The sequence below is a fragment of the Lichenihabitans psoromatis genome (assembly GCF_004323635.1).
GTDB classification, from domain to species: Bacteria; Pseudomonadota; Alphaproteobacteria; order Rhizobiales; family Beijerinckiaceae; genus Lichenihabitans; species Lichenihabitans psoromatis.
The window spans coordinates 2,382,120-2,402,923 of the sequence record NZ_CP036515.1 but is presented as its reverse complement, the minus strand read 5'-3'; the positions used below and the strand labels follow the sequence as shown (position 1 = coordinate 2,402,923).

Here is a 20,804-nt window from a genome sequence, read left to right as displayed (position 1 = left end):
GGCTTAGCGCCAGCGGACGCTCGCGGCTGGATGCGTCTCGTCCAGCCGGTCATGACCGAACAGCTTGTTGCGGAGCGTGCCGGGCGAATAAGCCGTCTTATAACGACCGCGTCGCTGCAACTCGGGCACAAGAAGGTCGACCACGGCATCGAACGTCTCCGGCCGAACCGCGAAAGCGAGGTTGAAGCCATCGAGGTCGGTCGTCTCCATCCACCGTTCGAGTTCATCCGCAACCGTCGCGGGTGATCCAACGATGAGCGGCCCGATCCCCCCGATCGCCACGTGCTCGGCAACGTCTCGGACCGTCCAGGTTCTACTTGGGTCGGCACGTGTGATGTTGTCGAGCGCCGATCGCCCGGCGTCGTTTTCGACATGCTGAACGATGCTGTCGAGATCCAAGGTCGAAAAATCGACGCCGGTCCAACCCGACATCAGCGTCAAGGCGCCCTCGTGGTCCGCATAGCCCCGATAGTCGTCCAGCAGGGCCTTGGCCTCCGCATCGCTCGGAGCCACGATGATGGTCATCAGAGCGAAGATCAAAATCCCGGCTGGATCGCGACCGGCGTCCCGTGCAGCCGCGCGGATCGAAGCGACGCGTGGCGTGATGACCTGCACCGATGGGCCAGACATGAAAACGCATTCGGCATGACGCCCCGCGAATGCGCGGCCGGCTGGCGATGTGCCGGCTTGGTAGAGCACGGGCGTTCGCTGCGGCGATGGCTCGCTGAGATGCATCGCGTCGAGCCGATAATGCGTGCCCTCATGGCTAACGCGGCGGACGCGATCAGGGTGTGTGAAAATGCCAGTTGCCGCATCGGCCACCACGGCATCGTCGGCCCAAGAGCCTTCCCATAACTTATAGACGACGGCCATATAGTCTTCAGCCGCGGCGTAGCGATCGTCGTGGCGGCGTTGACCCGCCTCGCCCATGCCGCGTGCCGCGCTATCGAGGTAGCCGGTCACGACATTCCACCCGATCCGGCCGTCAGTCAGATGATCCAGCGTCGACATGCGCCGCGCGAAAGGCAACGGCGGCTCATACGACAACGTGACCGTCACGCCGAAGCCGAGATGCTCCGTCGCGGCCGCCATGGCGGGAACCAACAAGAGCGGGTCGTTGACGGGCACCTGTGTCGCGTGAGCCAAGGCCGACTGCGCGCTGCCTCCGAAGACATCGTAGACGCCGAGCACATCCGCGAGGAAAATCCCGTCGAACAATCCCCTTTCCAGCGTGCGCGCGAGAGCGACCCAGGACTGCAGCTTGCGATAATCGCGCGACCGGTCGCGCGGATGTCGCCACAGACCCGGCGATTGATGCACGACGCAATTCATCTCGAATGCGTTGAGACGGATCTCGCGGGGCAAGGCGCTTCCTCTCGTGATGGTCAGCCGGCCGCCGTCTTGCGATGCGAGGGCGCCACCACGTTGGCGATGACTTCACCGAACGGGCCAGCATTCTTGGCCGGCCCCCTGTCGCGTCCCGTCGTTTTCTTCAGTGGTAATTTCGGGAATACCAGTTCGGCGAAACGATAGCATTCCTCAAGATGTGGATATCCGGACAGAATGAAGCGATCGATCCCGAGCGCCATATACTCCTTGATGCGCTCGGCGACTTCGTCCGGATTACCGACCAGCGCCGTGCCGGCCCCGCCGCGCACGAGACCGACGCCGGCCCAGAGGTTCGGGCTCACCTCGAGCTTGTCGCGATTGCCGCCATGCAGCTTGGCCATCCGTTGCTGGCCGACCGAATCATAACGCGAGAAGGTCTTCTGGGCGGACGCAATGGTCTCATCGTCGACATGTTTGATGAGGTCCGCCGCCGCCGACCAGGCCTCTTCGGATGTTTCGCGCACGATCACGTGCAGACGGATTCCATAGGAGAAGGTGCGCCCGCGCGTTTCAGCGACGGCTTTGGCGGCGCGCAGCTTGTCGGCCACATCGGCAGGTGGCTCGCCCCATGTCAGATAGGTATCGACGTGGTCGGCCGCGACCTGCATGCCGACCTCGGACGATCCGCCGAAATAGAGCGGCGGATAAGGATCCTGCACGGGTGGATAGAGCAACTGCCCTTTTTCGATACGGAGGTGCCGCCCCTGGAAACTGGTGTCCTCCATGCGGAGAAGCTGCCGGTAGATCGTCAAGAACTCGTCCGTGACCGCATAACGATCCGCGTGGCTGCCGAAGATGCCGTCGCCCTTGGCTTCGATCGGGTCGCCCCCGGTCACGACGTTGATGAGCAAGCGCCCGTTCGAGATGCGATCGAGCGTCGCGGTCATGCGGGCCGCGACGGCGGGTTCCTGCAGGCCGGGTCGAACCGCGACGAGAAACCGGAGCCGCTCCGTCAGCGGCACCATGGCCGAGGCGATGACCCACGAATCCTCGCAGGAGCGGCCCGTCGGCAGCAACACGCCGAAATAGCCGAGATCATCCGCCGCCCGGGCGATCTCGCCGAGATAGGCAAGCGAAACATGTCGCGCACCGACTTCGCTGCCGAGGTAACGACCATCGCCATGGGTTGGCAGGAACCACAGGATGTCAGTTTCGGTGGCGGCGGGCGGCAGGTCGGATTGGAGGTCGGATTGGAGGTCGGATTGGGTCATGGCATACTCACGAGCGATCGGTCATCGTGTCTCGGACCGAGGCAGTCAGGTCGATCAGGGAAGCCGAAGGGCCGCAAAGCGCCCATGACCATAAACGAGCGGATCATGATTTGGGCCCTCGCCCAGCGTGACGGATTTGACCGCTCCGATGATGATCCCGTGACTGTGGCGTTCGATGATCTCGTCCACGGCGCAATCGATCACCGCGAGCGCCCCGCGGAGGCCGCTCGCGCCGCTGCCGAGCACATCCCAGTCGGCACCATCATAACGCGCCGCTCCTTTGACGCCGTCTCGGCCGGCAAAGCGAGACGCCACATCCTCTTGATGAGCCGAGAGGATATTGACCACGAAATGCCCGTGCTTCCGGATGATGGCCCAAGCCGATGCGGTTCTGTTGACACAGATCAGCATGGTGGGCGGCTCCATCGACAAGGACGTGGCCGAGGTCACGGTCAATCCGGCCCGCTCGACGCCAGTACCGGCCGTGATGACGCAGACGCCGCCTGCCATGTGGCGCATGGCTTGCCGCAGCGCGAAGGAATGATCGGTTTCAGGCATGTTGAGGACGTCTGACATGGGACACCAGAGTTGCGGCGACGGCGCGTGGCTTAGGCCGCTTTCAAAAGGCGTGCCGTCAGGGCGCGCGTGACAATCGGTAGTGTATTGGCCCGCTGCTCAGCGAGCCGCAAGGGCGTGCGATCACGCGACATTGAAAGGCTCCCGTTGCAGAGGGCGGAACACGATCCGCGACCATGGAGCCTAACCTAATTGCGCCTGCTCTCTTAGTCCACCGAATTACTAGATTTATTCACCCTTTTTGGCTTCGTGGCTTTGGTCAGCGCTTTCGCCCGCGCGCCTGTCGGAACCGCCGGCTTGATCGCCTTCGGGCGTCCCAACGGCCGTGTCGCCACCCAGATCAGGTGACGCGGACCGCGGTTGCGATGCCCTCGCACCGTCACTTCATCAACCTCGAAGCCGGTCTGGCGGAGCCGCTGCGTAAAGGCGCGGTCCGGCCCGGCGGACCAAACCGCGACGATGCCGCCCGGCCGCACCGCCGCAAAGGCATCGCGCAGTCCCGCATATCCGTAGAGGCTGTCATTGGCCTGCCGGGTCAGTCCTTCAGGACCATTGTCGACATCGAGCAGAATCGCATCATAGGCGCCGAGGCCGGCCCGCATGATGGCGCCGACGTCGGCGACATGGAGGGTGAGGCGCGGATCGTCGAGGCTCTCGCCGAACACGCTCGCCAGCGGCCCTCTCGCCCAGGTCACGACCGCAGGAACCAGTTCGGCCACCTCGACGCGCGCCGCAGGTCGGGCGAGATCCAGCACGGCGCGAAGCGTGAACCCCATCCCGAGACCACCGATCAGAATGCGTGGTTTGGCGACCATCTCGAGGTTAGCACAGCCGAGCCGCGCCAAAGCCTCCTCGGATCCGCGCATCCGCGTTCCCATCAGGTCGATCCGGTCGAGCTTGATCAGAAACTCGTCGCCGCGCTGCATGAGGCGCAATTCTGCTGTATCGCCCGGCACTTTCGCGGTCTCAAGCAGCGTCCACATCAGCATGGCGTCACTTCCGCCCCCCGGATGGCCGACCCAGCCATCAATTGGCTGGTGCGGGGCGACGTGCCAGCGTGATGGCGGGAACCAGAGCCGCAAAACCGACCGTCACGATCGCGACGACAAGCACGGCCAGGAACGTCAGATGTAACGAGTGCTCGAGCACGGCCCGGACCGAGGCATCCAGGCCGGCCGACGCGGCCGAACCGTCGAGGAGGCGGCGCAGATCCTCCGACGACACGCCGTTTGCCGAACCTGATCGGGCGAGACCGTAATTCAGCACCGCACCGAACACCGTGGCACCGAGCGTGCTGCCAAGGTTGCGGGCAAAGATATTCGACGCAGTCGCGCTGCCGCGCTGCGACCAATCGACGATCTCCTGGATCAGCACCAGAGAGGTCGTGCTCAGCAGCCCCATACCAAAGCCCATGATCAGCGATCCGATCCCCGCAACGACCGGAGAACTATTTGGGCCAAGCGAGGCAAACACCACGGCACCGACGGGCATCAGCAAGCTGCCAGCCAAAAGCACCCGGCGGATCCCGAAACGGCCGAGGATCCTGGCCGCCAGCGTCGCGCCGATCGGCCAGCCGAGCACCATCATGGTCAGCGCGAAACCCGCCACCAGCGGCGACTGCTGCATGACGCCCTGCACATACATGGGCAGAAAGGTCGTCAGCCCGATCAGGGCCATGCCGGCCAGCAACGATGCCCCATTCGCGGCCGCGATCGGGCGTCGCGCCCAGAGTTCGAGCGCGATCATCGGCTCTGGTGCCCGGCGCTCCTGCATGATGAAGAGGGTCGCGCTCACCACGAAAAGCGCGGTTACGAGGCTGGTTTGTAGCCATGGCGCCGTCGAAACATCGGTCAATGCAACCATCATGGAGGCGATCGCGACCGTAAACAGGGCGGCTCCGGTATAGTCGATCGACCGCCGATGGTCCCGATCGATGTCCTCGTGGAGGTAGCGCACGAAGCCGACCGCGGCCAGCAGCCCAAGCGGCACGTTGATCCAGAAGATCCAGGCCCAGGACGCATGCTGGATGATGAGACCGCCCGCAAGCGGCCCGACCACGGCCGAAATGGCCCAGACGCTGGCGAGATAGCCCTGGATCTTACCGCGCTCCTGCGCCGAATAAAGATCCCCCACCACCGTCATGCCAACCGGCTGGATCGCTCCGGCCCCGACACCCTGGATGAGACGAAAGACGATCATCGACGGCATCGACCAAGCGAAGCCGCAGAGCACCGATCCGACCAGAAAGACGGCGATCCCGGCCAGCAACACCGCCTTGCGACCGAAGAGATCGGATAATTTGCCGAACACGACCGTGGTGGCGGTCTGGGTCAACAGGAAGGCCGAAAAGACCCAACTGTAAAATTGTAATCCGCCGAGTTGGCCGACAATCTGCGGCATAGCGGTGGCCACGATCGTGGCTTCGATCGCGACCATGAACATGGCAGCCATGATCGAGGCAAGAACAAGCGGTCGATGGGTTTTGAGCTCAGACATACGCTCTCTTAGGTCGAGGGTCGGGCCGGGACAAGGAACAGGTTGATGCGACCGCGTCGCATCACGCCTTCTCCCCTTGAGTCCATGAACGATCTCGCCGAAACCTGTGCACGACAAGCCGCAGACAGCAAAGTCGAGAAGACGGCAAACGTTCCGACCCTTTGAGGAAACGACACCATGTCCAGCATCGACGCTCTGAAACCCGGCGGTCCGAAACACAAAGGTCCCGCCACCATGAAGGGACCCGGCCTTTTTCTGGCGCAATTCGCCGGCGACGCTGCGCCGTTCAACTCCCTCGATGCGATCTGCGGCTGGGCCGCCGGCCTCGGCTATAAGGGCGTGCAGATCCCGACCTGGGATATACGGCTCTTCGATCTCGAGAAGGCAGCGACCTCGAAAAGCTACGCCGACGAGATCGCCGGTCTCGTGGCGAGCCATGGGCTTTCGATCACGGAACTCTCGACGCATCTGCAGGGCCAGTTGGTCGCCGTGAACCCAGCCTTCGACGATGCGTTCGATGCCTTTGCGCCGGCCGCTATGCGCGGCAACCCGTCGGCGCGTCAGGCGTGGGCCGTCGAACAGTTGAAACATGCCGCCAAGGCGTCTCGCCATCTTGGGCTGACCACCAGCGTGTCGTTCACCGGCGCGCTCGCCTGGCCCTTCGTCTATCCGTGGCCACAGCGTCCGGCGGGATTGATCGAGACGAGCTTCGCCGAACTCGCCCGCCGCTGGGTGCCGATCTTCAATGCCTATGACGAGGCCGGCTGCGACATCGGCTTCGAGCTCCATCCGGGCGAAGACGTGTTCGACGGCGTCACGTTCGAGATGTTCTTGGCGGCCGCCAACGATCATCCGAGATGCAACATCAATTACGATCCCTCGCACTTCCTGCTGCAGGGCCTCGATTATCTCAGCTTCATCGACATCTACCACGAGCGCATCAAGGCGTTTCACGTCAAGGATGCGGAATTCAACCCGACCGGCCGACAGGGCTTCTACTCCGGCTTTCAACCGTGGATCGATCGAGCGGCCCGGTTTCGATCGTTGGGCGATGGACATGTCGATTTCTTGGGCATCTTCTCGAAAATGGCGCAATATGGCTACGAGAGCTGGGCGGTCCTCGAGTGGGAATGTTGCCTCAAGCATCCAGAAGACGGCGCTCGCGAAGGCGCCGAGTTCATAGCGGCCCACATCATCCGGGTCACCGAACGCGCTTTCGACGATTTTGCCGGCACCGCGCCGGACGACGCGCGCAACCGACGCCTGTTGGGGATCGCGTGACACCGGTCCTGACCGGGACCGTTGCACCGCGCGCACGCCGAGGCTGACATGGTTTAGCCAAAGCGATATGGCAGGCGTGGAGTACCGGAATAAAACGTTTTGCCGGTAACCCACCCGGCTTCGGCCCGACAGTCGCATCCGAGAGGACCGTTATGACCCAGATGCCAAGACCACGCTCTCCTCTGCAGGCCCGCGTCGGCGAGGTGACGCAGCGGATCACGGAGCGGAGCCGCGGTCCGCGTGCGCGCTATCTCGACAGGATCGACGCGGCCGCGGCAGCGGGACCGAAACGACAGGGTCTCGGTTGTGCCAATCAGGCGCATGGCTTCGCGGCCTGCGGGCCGGCCGACAAGGCCATGCTCCGCAGTGGCCATGGTGCCAATCTGGCGATCGTCACTGCCTATAACGACATGCTGTCGGCCCACCAGCCCTATGAAACCTACCCCGAGATGATCCGCGCGGCGGCGCGCGAGGCGGGCGGCGTCGCGCAGGTCGCAGGGGGCGTTCCGGCCATGTGCGACGGCGTCACACAAGGCGAGGACGGCATGGAATTGTCGCTGTTCTCGCGCGAGGTGATCGCGCTGTCGACGGCCGTCGCGCTCTCGCATCAAACCTTCGATTCGTCCGTCTATCTCGGGATCTGCGACAAGATCGTGCCGGGCCTCGTGATCGGCGCGCTGGCATTCGGCCATTTGCCCGCGGTGTTCATTCCGGCGGGGCCGATGACATCGGGCCTACCGAACGACGAGAAGTCCAAAATTCGGCAATTATTCGCGGAGGGTAAGGTCAATCGCGACGCGCTGCTCGAGTCGGAAGCCGCCGCCTATCACGGTCCCGGCACGTGCACATTTTACGGAACCGCCAATACCAATCAGATGATGATGGAGATCATGGGCCTTCACCTGCCCGGTGCCTCCTTCGTCAATCCGAACACGCCGTTACGCGACGCCTTGACCAAGGCCGCCGCCAAGCGCGCCATGGAAATCACCGCGCTTGGCAACGCCTATACGCCGCTCGGCCGCATGCTCGACGAAAAAGCCTTCGTCAACAGCATCATCGGCCTGCATGCGACAGGCGGATCCACCAATCACACGCTGCATCTCGTCGCCATGGCGGCAGCGGCCGGCATCAAACTGACCTGGGACGACTTCTCCGATCTCGCCGAGGTGGTGCCGCTGTTGACCCGCGTCTATCCGAACGGGAAGGCCGACGTGAACCACTTCCACGCGGCTGGCGGCATGGCTGTCGTGATCGGCGAATTGCTCGATGCCGGCCTGCTGCACCCCGATGTCGCCACCGTCAATGGCGAGGGGCTCGACTCCTACACGCGCGAGCCGGTGCTCGGTCATGACGGTCACCTGACCTGGCGCGACGGAGCAGGCACAAGCGCGGACGAGACCGTGCTGCGCGGCGCGGCAGACCCCTTCGCCCCAACCGGCGGGTTGAAGATGCTGGCCGGCAATATCGGACGCGCCATCATCAAGACGTCGGCCATCAAGGCCGAACGCCATGCGATCGAAGCACCGGTTCGCATCTTCCACACGCAGGAGGAGCTGCAGAGCGCCTTCCGGGCCGGTGAACTGACGAGCGACATGATCGCGGTCGTGCGCTTCCAAGGTCCCAAAGCGAACGGGATGCCGGAGTTGCATAAGCTGATGCCGCCGCTTGGCGTGTTGCAGGACCGGGGCCTCAAGGTCGCTCTCGTCACCGACGGACGGCTCTCCGGCGCCTCCGGAAAGGTGCCGGCCGCGATCCATGTGACGCCGGAAGCGGCCGAAGGCGGCGATATCGCCAAGTTGCGCGACGGCGACATGCTGCGGGTCGATGCCGTGAGTGGCCGGCTCGATGTGCTGGTCGATGCCGCCGAATGGGCCGCCCGGCCGCTTGCGACAGCCGATCTCACACCATCTCACTTCGGCACCGGACGAGAATTATTCGCTCCGTTTCGAGCCGCAGTCGGGCCTGCCGATGGGGGCGCCAGCATCTTTGCGGCGCTTTGAGCGAAAGAAGAGCCCAAACCTACTGGATTTTACGCAATGAAGCCCGTCGGTTGCGTTGACGGGCTTTTGGACGCCCGATAACGTCCCGGCAGATCCAGAGGGGGGCAACGTCCCCTCGTCGCGTCTCTCTCTGGTCGGTGTTCGGTGCGCGTCGCGATCGAATGCCGATGTGGAAGTCCGTGATGGTTCGTGCAATCTGAATTTGCCATCGACAGTTGCGTTTATTTCGCGTCTTCTTTGTTACAGAGAATGGCGGCGGTTCCCGTCAGCCCGGACATATAGGAAAGGTGATCATGCCCACCACACCCAAGACCAAGGCTCCGGCCGAGAAGGCCGCTGCGGCAGCCCCGGCCAAAGAGGCGAAGGCCACCAAGGCGAAGGCGGCGGCTCCCGCTGCCAAGAAGCCGGCCGCCGGCTTGATGAAGCCCGTTCAGCCGTCGAAGGAGCTTGGCGCCATCGTGGGTCACGAGCCGATGCCGCGTACCGAGGTGATCAGCAAGATCTGGGATCACATTCGCAAGCACAATTTGCAGAACCCGGCGAACAAGCGCGAAATTCTGGCCGACGACAAGCTGAAGGTCATTTTCGGCAAGGATAGCGCGACGATGTTCGAAATGAACAAGCTTCTCTCGCCCCATTTGAAGTCTTAGGCCAACCTGCCGACGAATTGCAGGCCGTTCAGTTTTGCTGCCTACTGGGCACCAGGCTCAAGGGCGTGGCGAGACCAAAAAAAGGGCTGACCGGCTTGATGCCGGTCAGCCCTTTCGTTTTTGATCCGTCGGGGCAGGATATCATCCGAGCCTAACGGGTTCGATCAATCGATGATGTCGACGATCCGGCGGCTGCGCGGGTCAACGATGACGGTCCTGTCGTTCACGACCGCGTAGCGGTAGCGATGGTCGACACGGAATTCACCCGGAACCGGATAGAGCACGACACCGCGCGGCGGCAGGATAGCGCCGATCTGGACATCGCCATCGCGCCAGTCATAGGAGCGGCGATGCTGACGGACGGTATAGTCGTGAAAACGCGGCCGGTCGTCGGCGCCGAGGACGGCTCCGACGATGTTGCCGGCCGTACCGACCGCGCCGGTTGCTGCGCCGACACCGGCGCCGATGGCTCCGCCAACGATCCCGCCGAGCGGGCCAGCCGCCGCATTCCCCTGATCAGCGCCATTCTGTGCACCGTTCACGGTGCCCTGAACGACTTGCGCCTGCGCGACGAGCGGAAGCGACACCGTCATGGCCACAAGAGCGGTGCTCAAAATTAATCTACGCATTCAATTCCCCTTTGGTTTGCCCGAGGGGAAATGTGCGGCGACGTCAAAGGGTTCCGTTCTTCGTTGGGATGCCTGGCTGTCCCGGCGTGATCGCGAGGGGAACGCTCCATCGCGACGGCTCAATCCGGTCCTCGCGTGGCGCAACGGCAAAGCGGGATCGATAAGCTCGGGACAAGGACGATGCAGATCCGAAACCGGTGGCGGCCGCAATCTGGATCACGCTCAAATCGGTCTGTCGCAACAGATGACGGGCGCGCAGCAACCGGAGGCCGAGATAATGGCGCGCCGGGGACGTTCCGGTCTGGCGGGCGAACAGTCGCTCGAATTGGCGCGTCGACACCCCGCAGGCCCGCGCGAGACGTTGTTTGTCGATCGGCTCGTCGAGATGCCGCTCCATCGCCGCGACTGCCCGCCCGACCCGGTTCGCGCCATCCTCCACGATAGGGGCGAGGCGCTGATGGTCCTCCCGGCCCCTAATGCGCTCATGAATGAATTGCTGCTGGATCGCGATCGCGAGAGGCTCGCCATGGGTCGCGGCGATCCGGTCGAGCATCAGATCGATCGCGGCGGACCCACCGGCGCAGGTGGTTCGGCCACGTTCGCTGACATAGAGCGCATCCTTGACCCTTATATGCGGAAAGGACTCGCGAAAGGCCGGCACCGCCTCCCAATGCATCGTCACGGCGACATCGTCGAGCAGGCGCGCCCGTGCCAGCAGAAAGGCGCCGGTATCCAGCGCTCCCATGGTGGAGCCGGCGCGCGCCGCCTTCTGCAACAGGCGGATCACGTCCCGGCTTGCATGACGCTCGGGCTCGAAACCGGCGCAGACGATCAGGATCGAGCAGGACGCCAGGGCGCTGAGCGGCGCCTCCACCATGATCCGCATGCCATTTGACGCTTCGACAGGACCACCATCCGCCGAATAGGCGCGCCACGCGAAGAGATCACGGTCCGACAAGCGATTGGCGACCCGGAGCGGTTCGACGGCCGACAAAAAGGCCAGCATCGAAAATTGGGGCACCAGCAGAAAGGCGATCTGTTCTGGCTCGCCCGTCACAACGTGTCGCGGGAAAAGCACTGCTCCCAGTCGCGCGTACGCACCACATCGCCGTCCTGCCGCACCGTCATGCTGCCGGTCAGGACGAAGGCATCGTGATCGGCCCGTAGCGTCGTGACCGTCTCGATCGCGATCGTCGTGCCGTGGAGATCCATCACATAGGACTGGTCGAGCGTCGCGGTCGCTGACGTAGGGTCGTCGGCCGCGATCGTCAGATGACGCTTGAGGTCATGCGATAGCGACGTGCCGATCTCGTCCCAGCGCACCACGCCTTCACCGAAAAGCCCCCCCTGCCCGATCGTCTCGTAGGTCGCGACATTGTTCATCCGGTCGAGCGTCACGGTCCGGGCCAGAGCGCCGTCGCTCAATTTGGTGTGCGGGGTCTGTGGCGTCGCTACGGGCGGCGGCAAAAGAAGCCCGTCGTCGGGAGCCAGCGTCCGCACGGGCAGCAGCAACGCGCTCGCCCCCGTCGCGATCGTCAGGGTGGCGGCGTCCCGCGAGGGCCAGACCAGCGGCCAATAGGCGGTCGAGACCGCGATGCGAATGCGGTGTCCCGGCGCAAAGCGATGGCCGCACATCTTCAGCCGAACCCTAATGCGGGTCGCCTGCCCCGGCACCAGGGGGCGCGGCTCGGCCGACCCCTCGCGATGCGCCAAGTTCAGCACGGCATAGCTGACCCGCAGCGAGGACCCGTCCGGCGCGACATCGCAGAGCCGCACCGCGATCTGGGCATGCGGCAGGTCCGACGACAGATCGAGCTCAAGATCCGGATTGCCGAGGACCTCGAGCGACATCACCAGCGGTTCCGTGTCGAACACCAGGGACAAGCCGTCGTCCGGCCGCTGATCAGCGGCCATTTCGCCCGGCACGCCGGTGCCCATCCATTCGCCGCAGGTAGTCCCGGTCCAAAGCGGCGAGCGGATCGACACCGACGCACCGGACGGATGCGTCGCCGCGCCGAGCGTCCCGGGTCCGAGGTGAAAGCGCCGCGTCTCGATGGCAGGGCTTGGCCAGACGGTCTCGCCAACGAAACGGCCCGGCGACGTGGGGCGGCTCGTCGCGGGCTGCTGATGCTCCTCGATATAGGCCCGCAGCATCGGCTCGTTCATCAAGCCGGTGTCGCGCCCCTTTAGCCAATAATCCCACCATCGGGTGGCCTCACCGAGGAAATCGAACGCCGGGGTCGGCACGCCATCATGCGGATAGATGTGGGCCCACGGTCCGATCAAGCCGAGACGCGGGACGCTCAAGCCTTCGAGCAGACGTGGCACCGCATTGGTGTAGCTGTCGGCCCAGCCGCCGATCGCCAGCACCGGCACCGTGATGGCCGAGAAATCCTCGCAGACCGAGCCGTGACGCCAATAGGCGTCGCGCGTCGGATGGGCCATCCAGAGCGCCGGCCAGAACGGCATGGCGTCGAGCCGGTCCAGCCAAGCGTCCCGCCACCCGGCCCCGACGATCGACGGATCCGGCGGTCGCGCCTGAAACGCCATCATGATGGTGCCCCACCATAGATTATCGTTGAGCAGGCAACCGCCCATATAGTGGATATCGTCGGCGTAGCGGTCGTCGGTCGAATAGACCGTGATGATCGCCTTGAGGGCGGGTGGTCGCCGCGCCGCGATCTGCAGCGCGTTGAAGCCGCCCCAGGACTTGCCCATCAGCCCGACTCCGCCCTCACACCACGGCTGCGCCGCGATCCAGGCGATCACCTCCAGGGCGTCGTTTTGCTCCTGCGCCGCATATTCATCGTGCAGCAGACCGTCCGACTCGCCCGAGCCGCGCATGTCGACGCGGATCGCCGCATAGCCATGCGCCGCAAAGAAGCCGTGCATCGGCTCGTCCCGTCCCCGGGTCCCATCCCGCTTGCGATAGGGGATGTATTCGAGGATGGCTGGAACAGGGTGTGCCCCGGCCGTCGCCGGCAACCACAGGCGTGCTGCGAGCCGGGTGCCGTCCCGCAGCGGGATCCATAGGTTCTCGGTGACGTCGACGTCGCTCGTCATGGGAAGCGGCTCACGCCTCGATCCAGACCTTTTCGCCGAGCCGCTGCCCCATCAGGTCGAACATCGGATGCGGCCCCATACCTTTGACCTTAGCGGCCCCGGCTTCGAGGTAATCCATGAACATCGGGATCACGACGCCGCAATCGTCGGAGATCATCTTCTGCAAGTCGCCATACATCTGCTTGCGCTTGGCCTCGTCGAATTCCGTCCGGGCCGCGACGAGCAACTGGTCGAATTGCGGGTTCTTCCAATGCGTCTCGTTCCATTTCGCGTCGGATTTATACGCGATGGTCAACATCTGGTCGGCGGTCGGCCGACCTCCCCAATAGGAGACGCAGAACGGCGCTTTTAGCCAAACATTGTCCCAGTAGCCATCGGCTGGCTCGCGCTTGACCGTCATGTCGATACCAGCCTTGCCGCACGCGGCCTGATACAGGCTCGCCGCATCGATCGCGCCCGTAAAGGCGGCTTCCGATACCTGCAGCGTGACGGGCAGATCGGTTAGGCCGGCTTGCTTCAGATAGAACTTCGACTTGTCGGGATCGTAGGAATGCTGCGGCAGGTCGGCATTGTAGAACCGGTCCGTCTTCGGGATCGGCTGATCGTTGCCGATGACGCCGTAGCCGTTCAGCACGGTGTCGATCATGCGCTTCCGGTCGACCCCGTATTTCATCGCGAGCCGCACGTTATTGTCGTCGAACGGCTTCACTTCGGTGTTCATCAGAAATGTGGCGTGCTGTCCGGCCGGATTGCGGATCACCTGCAGACCCGCCTTCTTCTTCAGAAGGTCCACGGTTCGTGGGTTGAGGCGGCTGATAACGTCGACCTGCCCTGTGATCAGCGCCGTCGTGCGGGCGCTGGTGTCGTTGATGTCGATGATCTCGATCGAATCGACGTGGCCACGCCCCGCTTTCCAGTAGCCCTCGCGGCGCTTCGTGACGGAGCGGACGCCGGGCTCGAAGGTTTCAAGCGTATAGCCGGCTGTGCCGACGGGCTTCATCCAATCGGTCCACCCGTTCGGCACCACCATCAGGTGATAATCGGACAGGATGAACGGAAGATCGACGTTGCCGCTGCTCAGCGAAATCTGAACCTGGTTCGGGCTGAGTTTCTTGATGTCGGTCACATCGGCGATGACCGCCTTGGCGGCCGATTTCGTATCGCCGCGGTGCAGGTTCAGCGAATAGATGATGTCGTCGGCATCGAGCGTCTTGCCATTGGAGAAGGTCACGCCCTTGCGAATGTTGAAGATCCACTCGGTGGCGCCGGGTTTGGCCTCCCAGCTTTCGAACAGTTCGGGCATGGCCTTGTTGTGTTCGTCGATCTCGACCAGTCCATTCATGATCTGGTAGCCGAGGTTGACCGGCACCCAATCGGTCATGAAGCGCGGATCGAGACTGTCCGAGGTCGCGCCGCCGGACATGCCGATTTTCAGCGCTCCGCCCGTGACCGGCGTCGCATCCGCCGCAAATGCGCTGATCGGGAAGAGAGACCCGACTGCCGCCACACCACCCAGAAGAGCGGCCCCGGTCAGAAACTCGCGACGATCGAGACCGCCTAACCATCCGCTGCTGCGCGACATCGTGCTTGCTCCCGGGCGAGGACGTGGCCCATGCGGCCCGCCTTTTCTCATGCGATGCTAGGGCGTGAGTGCGCCAACCATAAAGCCGAAAGCGACATGTTCGAGACATTTAGCGACATGCCCACGCTATGGGCCATGTGGCTGATTTTTCACCCCGGCCTCAATGCTTGCGTGTCGCATTTCGTCGTGTCTGTGTCGTGGTGTGTCACGTCTGGAGAGCGGTCCCGCGCCATGTTGACCGACGAATACGACCAAGAGAGAACGCCATGAACCACGATGTCTTCATCACCTGCGCGGTTACGGGCGCGGGCGATACCACGGGCCGCTCACCGCATGTTCCGGTCACGCCGGCCGCGATCGCAGAGGCGTGCATCGAGGCCGCCCGCGCCGGAGCCGCGATCGCGCATATCCATGTTCGTGACCCGGTGACCGGCAAAGCGGCGCGCGACGTCCATCTCTATCGCGAGGTGGTCGAGCGCATCCGCGCATCCGATGTCGACGTCATCCTCAATCTCACGGCCGGCATGGGCGGCGACGTCGTATTCGGCTCAGGCGAGACCCCGCTGCCGCTTGCCGCCGGCACCGACATGGTCGGGCCGACCGAGCGCCTCGCCCACGTCGCCGAATTGCTGCCGGAGATCTGCACGCTTGATTGTGGCACCATGAACTTCTCGCTCGGCGACTACGTCATGACGAATACGCCATCCACGCTGCGCGCCATGGCGGCGCGGGTGAAGGCGCTCGGCGTGAAGCCCGAACTCGAGGTGTTCGATTTTGGCCATCTCGTCTTCGTGCATGACCTCATCAAGGAGGGGCTGCTTGACGGAACGCCGCTGATCCAACTCTGCATGGGCATTCCGTATGGGGCGCCCGACGATCCATTGACCCTGATGGCCATGGCGCAGCGACTGCCGAAGGAGACCGTCTTCTCGGCCTTCGCGATCGGCCGCAACCAATTGCCTTACGTTGCGATGGCGGCGCTGGCCGGCGGCAACGTCCGGGTCGGGCTCGAAGACAACCTGTTCCTCGGCAAGGGAACGCTGGCCACCAATGGGGCGCTCGTCGAACGCGCCGGAACGATCCTGACCGCCATGGGCGCGCGGGTCCTCGGCCCGGCCGAGGTACGGGCCAAATTGAACCTGCGGCAGCCGACCTGATGGAGCATGACATGACCGGCATCAAGACCATCGGGCTCGTGGGCGGCGGCGTTATCGGCGCCGGTTGGGCCGCACGTTTCCTCCTCAACGGGTTCGACGTAACCGTGTTCGACCCCGACCCGGACATCGCCCGTAAGCTGAACGAGGTGACGGCCAACGCTCGTCGCGCGCAGGCCAAGCTGATGTCCGGGCTGGCGCTTCCCGAAGGGACCCTGCGGGTGGCAGCCTCCATCGACGCCGCGGTGCGGGACGCCGATTTCGTCGTCGAGAGCCTGCCGGAGATCGAGGCCTTGAAGATCAAGGTCCTGGCCGAGATCGACGCGGCAGCTCGGCCCGGCGTCGTGATCGCATCCTCGACCTCGGGCCTGCTGCCGACGAGGCTGCAAAGCGGCATGGCGCATCCCGAGCGGCTGGTGGTCGGTCACCCGTTCAACCCCGTCTATCTGCTGCCACTGGTCGAAATCTGCGGTGGCGAGAAGACCGCGCAGGCCACCAAGGATATCGCCGCCGCGCTTTACGAGCGGATCGGGATGCGGCCGCTGCATGTCCGCAAGGAGATCGACGGCTTCATCGCCGACCGTCTACTCGAGGCGCTGTGGCGCGAGGCCTTGTGGCTCGTCAACGACGGAATCGCTACCACCGAGGAGATCGACGACGCCGTGCGCTATGGCGCCGGTCTTCGCTGGTCCTTCATGGGCACGTTCCTGATCTATCGGCTGGCGGGTGGCGAGGCGGGCATGCGCCACTTCCTGGCACAATTCGGCCCGGCGCTGAAACTGCCCTGGACCAAGCTCGACGCGCCGGAACTGACACAAGAGCTGATCGACACGGTCTCGAACCAATCGGACCAACAAGCTGGCGGCGTGTCGATCCGCGACCTCGAACGCAAGCGCGACGATTGCCTCGTTTCGGTGCTGGGCGCTCTGCGGGCGCAGGATTTCGCTGCCGGTGCGGTCGTCAAGGCACATGAAGCGCGGATCATGAGCCTGCTTGGGCCGGCCGAGATCAAAGCCGAAACCGACGACAGCGCGCCCCTGCGCCTCTGGCGCGGGCGCGTGCTGCCCGAATGGATCGACTATAACGGGCACATGACGGAGAGCCGCTATCTCCAATGCTGTGCCGAAGCCAGCGACGCGCTGTTGCGGCGCATCGGCGTCGATGCGGCCTATCTGGCATCGGGCCGCTCATTCTTCACGGTCGAAACACACTTGATGCATCTCGGCCAAGCCAAGCTCGACGAGGCCCTGCGGGTCGATACCCAGGTTCTCGGCGGCGATGCGAAGCGGTTGCATGTGTTTCATCGTCTGAGCCGCGACGGCACCGTGATCGCGACCGCCGAACAGATGCTGCTGCATGTCGATACGGACGCAGAACGAGCCATCGCGGCCGACGGGGCTGTTCTGGCGGCCGTGGACCATCTGATCCGCGCGCATGCCGCCCTGCCCCGGCCGGACAGCGCGGGACGCGCCGTTGGAGCGAAGCGCTGAGGCTTAGATGTCTTTGACGAGCCGCAGCGCGTCATAGACCGCCGCATGGATGTTGCGCGACGCGACCGCGTCACCGATCCGCCACAGCGTGAATGCCCCTTCTGGATTGGTCGCCACATCTTGCGGGCGATCGGACAACAAGGCCGCGTGATCCACCTCGCCCAAATTGCGGGAGAGCGGCTTCAGCGCAAAATAAAGCTCGTCGAGCGGCACAGTGCCATGCTCGACGACAATCTGGTCGGCGCTCTTCTCGACCGTACGCCGACCGTAGTCGTCGATGAAGGTGGCGACGAGGCGGTTGCCGTCGCGGCGGACGCTGTCGAGCCTTAGGTTGAGCGTCAGCGTCACGTCGTGCTCGGCGAAGGCCCGGAAATAAGCCGGATAGCTGGTGCCGCCGACGTCGGGCGCTACGATCCGCTCCGGCGTGACGATCTCGAGACTCGCACCGGCGCGCGCCATGAACTCGCCCGCCGTCATGCCCGGATGCGCGCCATTATCGTCGTAGAGCAGGATTTGGCTGCCGAGCCGCGCCGAGCCGGTCAGGATGTCCCAACTCGTGGTCACGAGGTCTTCGCCGGCCGACAGAAACCCCGTGTTGGGGATGCCTCCCGTCGCGACAACAACGACATCCGGGGTCTCGGCCAGCACGTCCGCCGCCTCCGCATAGGTGTTGAAGCGAAGCTCGACCCCATGCCGCTCGCATTGCGCGAGCCGCCAATCGACGATGCCGAGGATCTCGCGGCGTCGCTTCAGGCCCGCCGTCACCAGAACCTGACCGCCCGCTTTGTCGGCGGCCTCGAACAGCACGACCTCATGGCCGCGCGCGCCTGCGACCCGCGCCGCTTCGAGACCGCCCGGCCCTGCGCCAATGATCACGACCTTACGGCGCGGACCGGTCGACCGCGTCACGACGTGTGGCATGGTGGCTTCGCGCCCGGTCGCCGCATTGTGGATGCAGAGCGCCTGGCCGCCATAGATCGAGTCGATGCAATAAGCCATGCCGACGCAAGGCCGGATCTCTGCCTCGCGCCCCTCGATGATCTTGCGGGCGATATGCGGGTCCGCCATATGGGCGCGCGTCATGCCGACCATGTCGAGCTTGCCGCTTTCGATCGCATGCCGCGCCGTTGCCACATCCTGAATGCGGGCCGCGTGAAAGGTTGGCACCCGCGTCGCGGTGCGGATGTCGCCGGCCAAATCGAGGTGCGGCGCCGAGCGCGATCCCATCGCCGGGATCACCTCCGACAAGGCCGCATCCGTGTCGATGTGGCCGCGGATCACGTTGACGAAATCGATCAATCCGGAGGATGCGAGCCGCTGCGCGATCAACGTGCCGGCGTCACGCGACAGACCCTTGTCCCAGTCCTCGTCGCAAACCAGCCGAGCCCCGACCACGAAATCGGAGCCGACGCGGTCGCGGATTGCCCGGAGCACCTCGAAGCCGAACCGCATGCGGTTGTCGAGCACGCCGCCATAATCATCCTCGCGCAGGTTGGTGGCCGGCGACCAGAACTGGTCGATCAGATGGCCGTAACATTCGATCTCAATGCCATCGAGGCCGCCGGCCTTCACACGCTCGGCCGCATCCGCATAGGCCGCGACGACGCGCCGGATATCCCAATCCTCCATGGCTTTCGGAAAAGCGCGATGCGCCTGCTCGCGGACGCCCGAGGGCGCCAGCACCGGCAGCCAATCGGCTTTCGACCAGGAGGTGCGCCGCCCGAGATGGGTGATCTGGATCATCACGGCCGCGCCATGCTCGTGCACGTCGTCGGCAAGCTCGCGCAGCCAGCCGACCACGTCGTCCTTGTAGAGCAGGATGTTGCCGAAAGCCTGCGGGCTGTCAGGCGCGACGACCGACGAGCCGCCGATCATGGTCAAGCCGATGCCGCCCTTGGCCTTTTCGGCATGGTAGAGGCGATAGCGATCTTTCGGCAGGCCATCCTCGGTATAGGCGGGCTCATGCGCGGTCGACATCAGCCGATTGCGAAACGTCAGATGCTTGAGGCTGAAAGGCTGAAGAAGCGGATCGTTCATGGAGGCGCCGGGTCACGGGCTGCGGGTGATCCGGCTTAACACGAGCCCCGCGGCGCGCAAGCGTGAGCCACTAGCCCATGAGGTGCAGGGCGGCGCGCGCGATCACGATCTCCTCATCGGTCGCAAGACAGAGCACCTCGACGCGGCTGGTTTGGGTCGCGAGGCGCTCGCCGTGCTGATCGTTGGCGGCGGTGTCGATCTCGACGCCGAGCCAGGCCAGCCGCGCGCAGACATCGGCCCGGACGGCGGCGGAATGTTCGCCGATGCCGCCGGTGAACACCAAAGCATCGAGGCCGCCGAGCGTGTTGGCCATCGCGGCCGTCTCGCGTGAGATGTGGAAGCCGAAGAGATCGATCGCCTCATGGGCGCGCGGATCGTCGCTCTCGGTCAGTGTCCGCATGTCGCTCGAGAGGCCCGAGACCCCGAGCAGCCCCGCCTCGTGATAAAGCATGTGCTCGACCGCATCGGCGCTCATCCCATGCTGTTTCTGCAGATGCAGCACGACGCCGGGGTCGATTGCGCCGCAACGGGTGCCCATCACCAGACCGTCGAGCGCCGTGAAGCCCATCGTTGTGTCACGGCTGCGCCCGTCCCGCATGGCGCAGAGACTCGCGCCATTGCCGAGATGGGCCACGACCGTGCGCCGGGCAACCAGCTCCGGTGCGACCTGGGCCAGCCGACCCGCGATGAAATGATACGAGAGCCCGTGAAACCCGTATTTGCGAACACCCGCCTCCTCGAACCGGCGCGGGACGGCGTAGCGGCTGACCGGCGGCGCAAGATCGTGGTGGAAGGCGGTGTCGAAACAGCCGACCTGCGGCAGATCGGGCCGAAGCGTCCGCAGCGCTCGGATCGGCTCGAGGCTGCGCGGCTGATGCAGGGGCGCCAGCGGCGTCAGGTCATCGATCGCGGCAATCGTCTCATCGGTCAGCCTAACCGGTTCGACGAACCGCAGCCCGCCATGGACGATGCGATGGCCGACCGCCGCGAGCTTTTTGCCGTCGAGGTGGGTCTCGACCCACTCCAGTAAGGCGCCGAGCAGGTCTTCATGCGCGGTCGCGCCCGACCACTGCCGATCGACGAGCGTCGCCCCCGCCGGGTCGCGAACTGTGAAATGCGGCTCGGACCCTTGATCCTCGAGCAGGCCCTTGGCGATCAGCACCGGACCGTCAGCGGCGCGGGCTTCGAAAAGCCCGAACTTGATGCTGGAGGAGCCGGCATTCAGGGCCAGAACCGCGTCGGTCAT

The 20,804-nt window shown here is 64.5% G+C and carries 16 protein-coding genes; 5 read left to right on the top strand and 11 right to left on the bottom strand.

Going from position 1 to position 20,804, the window contains the following annotated elements; genetic code table 11:
- Positions 1–3 precede the first annotated feature (3 nt).
- The 5 genes from EY713_RS11210 to EY713_RS11190 form a co-directional block, all read right to left on the bottom strand.
- On the bottom strand, positions 4–1,365 hold the full coding sequence (locus EY713_RS11210; protein WP_131114865.1) for an LLM class flavin-dependent oxidoreductase: 1,362 nt from the start codon (positions 1,363–1,365) through the stop codon (positions 4–6).
- Positions 1,366–1,385: 20 nt separating this feature from the next.
- The gene (gene ssuD, locus EY713_RS11205) at positions 1,386–2,600 is read right to left on the bottom strand and encodes an FMNH2-dependent alkanesulfonate monooxygenase (protein WP_131114863.1); all 1,215 of its coding nucleotides are present in this window, start codon (positions 2,598–2,600) and stop codon (positions 1,386–1,388) included.
- 54 nt (positions 2,601–2,654) lie between these two features.
- The gene (locus EY713_RS11200) at positions 2,655–3,176 is read right to left on the bottom strand and encodes a flavin reductase family protein (protein ID WP_131114861.1); all 522 of its coding nucleotides are present in this window, start codon (positions 3,174–3,176) and stop codon (positions 2,655–2,657) included.
- A 206-nt stretch (positions 3,177–3,382) separates the two neighbouring features.
- Positions 3,383–4,165: a polyamine aminopropyltransferase gene (locus EY713_RS11195; RefSeq protein ID WP_131114859.1), complete on the bottom strand. Its 783-nt coding sequence runs from the start codon at positions 4,163–4,165 to the stop codon at positions 3,383–3,385.
- Between the two features lie 37 nt (positions 4,166–4,202).
- Entirely contained in the window at positions 4,203–5,672 is a 1,470-nt protein-coding gene (locus tag EY713_RS11190; RefSeq protein WP_131114858.1) for an MDR family MFS transporter, read from the bottom strand.
- 177 nt (positions 5,673–5,849) lie between these two features.
- Here EY713_RS11190 and EY713_RS11185 point away from each other — a divergent pair, with 177 nt between their 5' ends.
- The 3 genes from EY713_RS11185 (at position 5,850) to EY713_RS11175 (ending at position 9,603) form a co-directional block, all read left to right on the top strand.
- Positions 5,850–6,953 (top strand): sugar phosphate isomerase/epimerase family protein, encoded by a 1,104-nt coding sequence (locus tag EY713_RS11185; protein WP_425374304.1) that lies wholly within the window; start codon positions 5,850–5,852, stop codon positions 6,951–6,953.
- Positions 6,954–7,105: 152 nt separating this feature from the next.
- Positions 7,106–8,953 (top strand): phosphogluconate dehydratase, encoded by a 1,848-nt coding sequence (gene edd / locus EY713_RS11180; protein WP_245572689.1) that lies wholly within the window; start codon positions 7,106–7,108, stop codon positions 8,951–8,953.
- Positions 8,954–9,246: 293 nt separating this feature from the next.
- Positions 9,247–9,603, top strand: coding sequence for an SWIB/MDM2 domain-containing protein (locus EY713_RS11175; protein WP_131114856.1), 357 nt, complete (start codon positions 9,247–9,249; stop codon positions 9,601–9,603).
- 164 nt (positions 9,604–9,767) lie between these two features.
- Here EY713_RS11175 and EY713_RS11170 read toward each other — a convergent pair whose 3' ends face one another.
- Genes EY713_RS11170 through EY713_RS11155 form a run of 4 tightly spaced genes read right to left on the bottom strand, consistent with a single transcriptional unit; the run spans position 9,768 to position 14,877 of the window.
- Entirely contained in the window at positions 9,768–10,232 is a 465-nt protein-coding gene (locus tag EY713_RS11170; protein WP_131114854.1) for a DUF1236 domain-containing protein, read from the bottom strand.
- Between the two features lie 43 nt (positions 10,233–10,275).
- Complete coding sequence (locus EY713_RS11165; protein ID WP_210215262.1) at positions 10,276–11,289, bottom strand: GlxA family transcriptional regulator; 1,014 nt, start codon at positions 11,287–11,289, stop codon at positions 10,276–10,278.
- A complete protein-coding gene (locus EY713_RS11160; RefSeq protein WP_131114852.1) occupies positions 11,286–13,295 on the bottom strand; it encodes a CocE/NonD family hydrolase in 2,010 nt (669 codons plus the stop codon). The genes EY713_RS11165 and EY713_RS11160 overlap by 4 nt, the downstream gene beginning before the upstream one ends.
- 10 nt (positions 13,296–13,305) lie before the next feature.
- Entirely contained in the window at positions 13,306–14,877 is a 1,572-nt protein-coding gene (locus tag EY713_RS11155) for an ABC transporter substrate-binding protein (protein ID WP_131114851.1), read from the bottom strand.
- A gap of 266 nt (positions 14,878–15,143) precedes the next feature.
- Here EY713_RS11155 and EY713_RS11150 point away from each other — a divergent pair, with 266 nt between their 5' ends.
- Positions 15,144–16,034: a beta-keto acid cleavage family enzyme gene (locus EY713_RS11150; protein WP_131114849.1), complete on the top strand. Its 891-nt coding sequence runs from the start codon at positions 15,144–15,146 to the stop codon at positions 16,032–16,034.
- 11 nt (positions 16,035–16,045) lie between these two features.
- Entirely contained in the window at positions 16,046–17,521 is a 1,476-nt protein-coding gene (locus EY713_RS11145; RefSeq protein ID WP_131114847.1) for a carnitine 3-dehydrogenase, read from the top strand.
- 3 nt (positions 17,522–17,524) lie between these two features.
- Here the strand turns inward: EY713_RS11145 and EY713_RS11140 are convergent, their stop codons facing one another.
- Positions 17,525–19,558 (bottom strand): oxidoreductase, encoded by a 2,034-nt coding sequence (locus EY713_RS11140; RefSeq protein WP_131114844.1) that lies wholly within the window; start codon positions 19,556–19,558, stop codon positions 17,525–17,527.
- A 70-nt stretch (positions 19,559–19,628) separates the two neighbouring features.
- On the bottom strand, positions 19,629–20,804 hold the full coding sequence (locus tag EY713_RS11135; protein ID WP_131114842.1) for an acetate/propionate family kinase: 1,176 nt from the start codon (positions 20,802–20,804) through the stop codon (positions 19,629–19,631).